Source organism: Mesorhizobium sp. M7A.T.Ca.US.000.02.2.1 (assembly GCF_003996995.1).
Classification (GTDB): domain Bacteria; phylum Pseudomonadota; class Alphaproteobacteria; order Rhizobiales; family Rhizobiaceae; genus Mesorhizobium.
In genome coordinates, this window is sequence record NZ_RZTT01000574.1 from 1 (window position 1) to 3,000 (window position 3,000).

General features: G+C 67.3%; 4 protein-coding genes. 1 reads left to right on the forward strand and 3 read right to left on the reverse strand.

Annotated features, from left to right (window positions below):
• Together EOD15_RS31795 and cbiE are read right to left on the reverse strand one after the other, a co-directional pair.
• A partial coding sequence (locus EOD15_RS31795) for a cobalamin biosynthesis protein (RefSeq protein ID WP_148129739.1) occupies nt 1–263 on the reverse strand: 263 nt, incomplete at its 3' end.
• Nucleotides 260–1,501 carry a precorrin-6y C5,15-methyltransferase (decarboxylating) subunit CbiE gene (cbiE, locus tag EOD15_RS31800; RefSeq protein ID WP_127409184.1) on the reverse strand — a complete coding sequence of 414 codons (1,242 nt, stop codon included), beginning with the start codon at nt 1,499–1,501 and terminating at the stop codon, nt 260–262. The genes EOD15_RS31795 and cbiE, both read right to left, overlap by 4 nt.
• A 1-nt stretch (nt 1,502) precedes the next feature.
• On the opposite strand from cbiE, the gene EOD15_RS31805 reads away from it, so the two are divergent.
• Entirely contained in the window at nt 1,503–2,264 is a 762-nt protein-coding gene (locus tag EOD15_RS31805; protein ID WP_127322122.1) for a cobalt-precorrin-6A reductase, read from the forward strand.
• On the opposite strand, the gene EOD15_RS31810 is transcribed toward EOD15_RS31805, so the two are convergent.
• Nucleotides 2,228–2,992 (reverse strand): precorrin-3B C(17)-methyltransferase, encoded by a 765-nt coding sequence (locus tag EOD15_RS31810; RefSeq protein WP_127322121.1) that lies wholly within the window; start codon nt 2,990–2,992, stop codon nt 2,228–2,230. The two genes, EOD15_RS31805 and EOD15_RS31810, sit on opposite strands and share 37 nt — an antisense overlap.
• Nucleotides 2,993–3,000: the final 8 nt, after the last annotated feature.

Sequence of the window (3,000 nt, forward strand, 5' to 3'; positions counted from 1 at the left end):
GCCCCGGAATGGTCAGCCGAGCGAAGCGGAGGTTGGGTGCGGGGGAGCGGCGGCTCGGAGTCGGCGACATCCACCACTATCACCGGGAGGTTGAGTTCACGGCCGGCAGCGAGAATGGCCCCTTCGTTGCGTTTGAATTCAGTCGTCGCCAGTGCCGAAAGCGCCGTCATCGTCAGGCCATGAGTCTCCAGCGCGGTTTCGATCGCGGCAAGCACGTCTTCGACGCTCACGCCTTTTCGGCTGCCGATGCCCGCGACCATCATGGCTTGACCCAGCTCCATTGGGTCACTGGCATGGCCGGCCGCCAGGCCTGCATCGCGCCGACCGGCGATGCGCGAGAGATGGCGATGCGGCTGAGATCGCCGCCGAGCTTGGTATGCTGGGCGAGGAGCAAGGCTTCCATCTCCAGCGTCACCGCATTTGCCACGAGACGGCCGCCCGGGCGCAGCGCCTTGATGGCAGCATGCAGCACGCCGGCATCGCTGCCGCCGCCGCCGATGAAGATCGCGTCCGGCGTGTCCAGCCTGGCAAGCGCCTTGGGCGCGCTGCCTTCGACCACGACAAGGCCGGGAACGCCACAGGCGGCGGCGTTGCGGCCAATGCGGGCGGCGCGGGTCGGATCGGCCTCGATGGCAATGGCGCGCATGGAAGGGTGGGCCAACATCCATTCGATGCCGATGGAACCGGAACCGGCGCCGATGTCCCACAGCAACTCGCCGCGTTTCGGCGCCAGCGCCGACAGGGTGATCGCGCGCATCTCGCGCTTGGTGATCTGGCCGTCATGGTCGAACAGATGATCGGCAAGGCCTGATGTGAGCGGCAGGACGCGCGCGTCCGGACCGGATTCAACTTCGATCGCCAGAACGTTGAGTGGATTGATGTTTTCGAGATCGAAGGCATCGGCGCGGATCGTGCGGTGGCCCTCGCTTGGCCCACCCAGCGCCTCCAGGATCGTCAGCCGCGATGCGCCGAAGTCGAGTTCGGTGAGCAGGCGCGCTATTGCCGCCGGCGCATCGCTATCCGACGTCAGTGCCAAAATGCGCGCACATGGTTGCAGCAGCGGCCGGATCAGGTCGAGCGGCCGGCCGTGCAGCGAGACGGTCTCGATGTCCTGCAGCGCCCAGCCAAGGCGCGCGGCCGCCAGCGAAACGGCCGACGGCGCGGGGATGACATGCATCTCCTGTGGCTTGACCTTGCGGGCGAGGGTGGCGCCGACGCCGTGGAAGAACGGATCGCCTGAAGCGAGCACGCAGACGCGCCTGTCGGCAAGCGCCAGCACGTCAGCCATCTCGGCATCGAAAGGAACTGGCCAGGCGCGCGCCTCGCCCTTGGCGAAGGAAGCGACCAGCGCCAGGTGCCGCTTGCCGCCGAAGATGATCTCCGCCTCGGCAATCCGCTGCTTGGCGTCGTCGCCGAGACCCGCTAAACCGTCCTCGCCGATGCCGACGATGGTGAGCCATTTTGGGGTGAGCTTGGCACCGCGCGGACCTTCAGCAGGCATGATGACCCACCGTATTCTGATCCTCGGCGGCACCACCGAAGCCCGGCAACTGGCCGGAAAACTGGCGGCGCGCGCCTCGGTCACGCTGTCGCTGGCCGGCCGCACTGAAAGCCCGGTCGCGCAGGGCGTGCCGGTGCGAAGAGGAGGCTTTGGCGGTGCCGATGGGCTGGCCGATTATTTGCGGGAGAACGGCACCGAGTTGCTGATCGACGCGACGCACCCCTATGCGGCGCGGATCTCCGCCAATGCGGCGCAAGCCGCGCGCGTGGCCGGTGTGCCGATCCTTGCGCTGCGACGCCCCGGCTGGGAGCCTGTCGAAGGCGACCGCTGGACTGAGGTCGATAGATCCGGCGATGCCGCGCGAGCGCTTGGACTGGCGCCGCGCCGTGTTTTCCTCGCGCTGGGCCGGCAAGAGGTCGCCGCTTTCGAAGCTGCGCCCCAGCATCATTATCTCGTCCGCAGCGTCGACGCGATCGAGCCCAAGCTTGCCGTGCCGGATGCGAGCTATCTTCTGGCCCGTGGCCCGTTTCGTGAGGCGGAGGAACGCACGCTGCTCGAAGAGCATCGCATCGATGTCGTCGTGTCCAAGAACAGCGGCGGCGCGGCAACCTACGGCAAGATCGCCGCAGCGCGGGCGCTTGGCCTCGAGGTGGTCATGATCCAACGGCCAGTCTTGCCGGATGTTCCAGCGGCTGAAAGCGTTGAAGCGCTGACCATGATGGTCGATCATTTTGTCCGCCCCGTGGACGAGCGCGGTGTGTAGACCAGCGCCGGCTTCTCCGCGCGCTTGATGATGCGGGTCTCCGGCGAGCCGATGATGATGCAGGTCGCCATGTCGGCCTTCTCAGCCTCGACATCGGCCAGCAGATAGACATTGATGCGCTCATCCGGGCGGCCGGCGGCGCGGCCGAAAATCACCGGTGTGGTACCAGGCAGGATCGCGGTCAGGCATTCGAAGGCGCGGCCGAGCTGCCAGGGGCGCGCCTTGCTGATCGGGTTATAGAGCGCGATGACGAAGCCGGCGCCGGCTGCCGCCAGCAGGCGCAGTTCGATCAGCTCCCATGGCTTCAGATTGTCGGACAGCGAGATGGCGCAGAAATCATGGCCGAGCGGCGCGCCGATGCGGGCGGCGACCGCCAGCATGGCGGTGATGCCGGGCACCACAGCGACATCGACCGCGCGCCATTCGGCCGGGCCGGCCTCGATCGCCTCGCAGACCGCCGCTGCCATGGCGAACACGCCGGGGTCGCCGCCGGAAACGACAGCGACGTCATGGCCCTCGGCGGCTTTGACCAATGCGTCCTTGGAGCGGGCGAGTTCCTCGCGATTGTCGGAAGCGACGCGGGTCTGGTCCGGGCGCAATTCCAGCCGGTCGAGATACGGTTTGTAGCCGTAAAAGAATTTCGCCTCGGCGACGGCGCGGCTGGCTTCCGGAGTGACTTGATCGGCATTGCCGGGCCCAAGGCCGATGACAGTGAGACGGCCGCTCATGCCTGCGC

Coding starts and splice junctions, on each gene's coding strand:
- cbiE (WP_127409184.1), bottom strand. CDS start 1,501: ATGCCTGCTGAAGGTCCGCGCGGTGCCAAGCTCACCCCAAAATGGCTC.
- EOD15_RS31810 (WP_127322121.1), bottom strand. CDS start 2,992: ATGAGCGGCCGTCTCACTGTCATCGGCCTTGGGCCCGGCAATGCCGAT.
- EOD15_RS31805 (WP_127322122.1), top strand. CDS start 1,503: ATGACCCACCGTATTCTGATCCTCGGCGGCACCACCGAAGCCCGGCAA.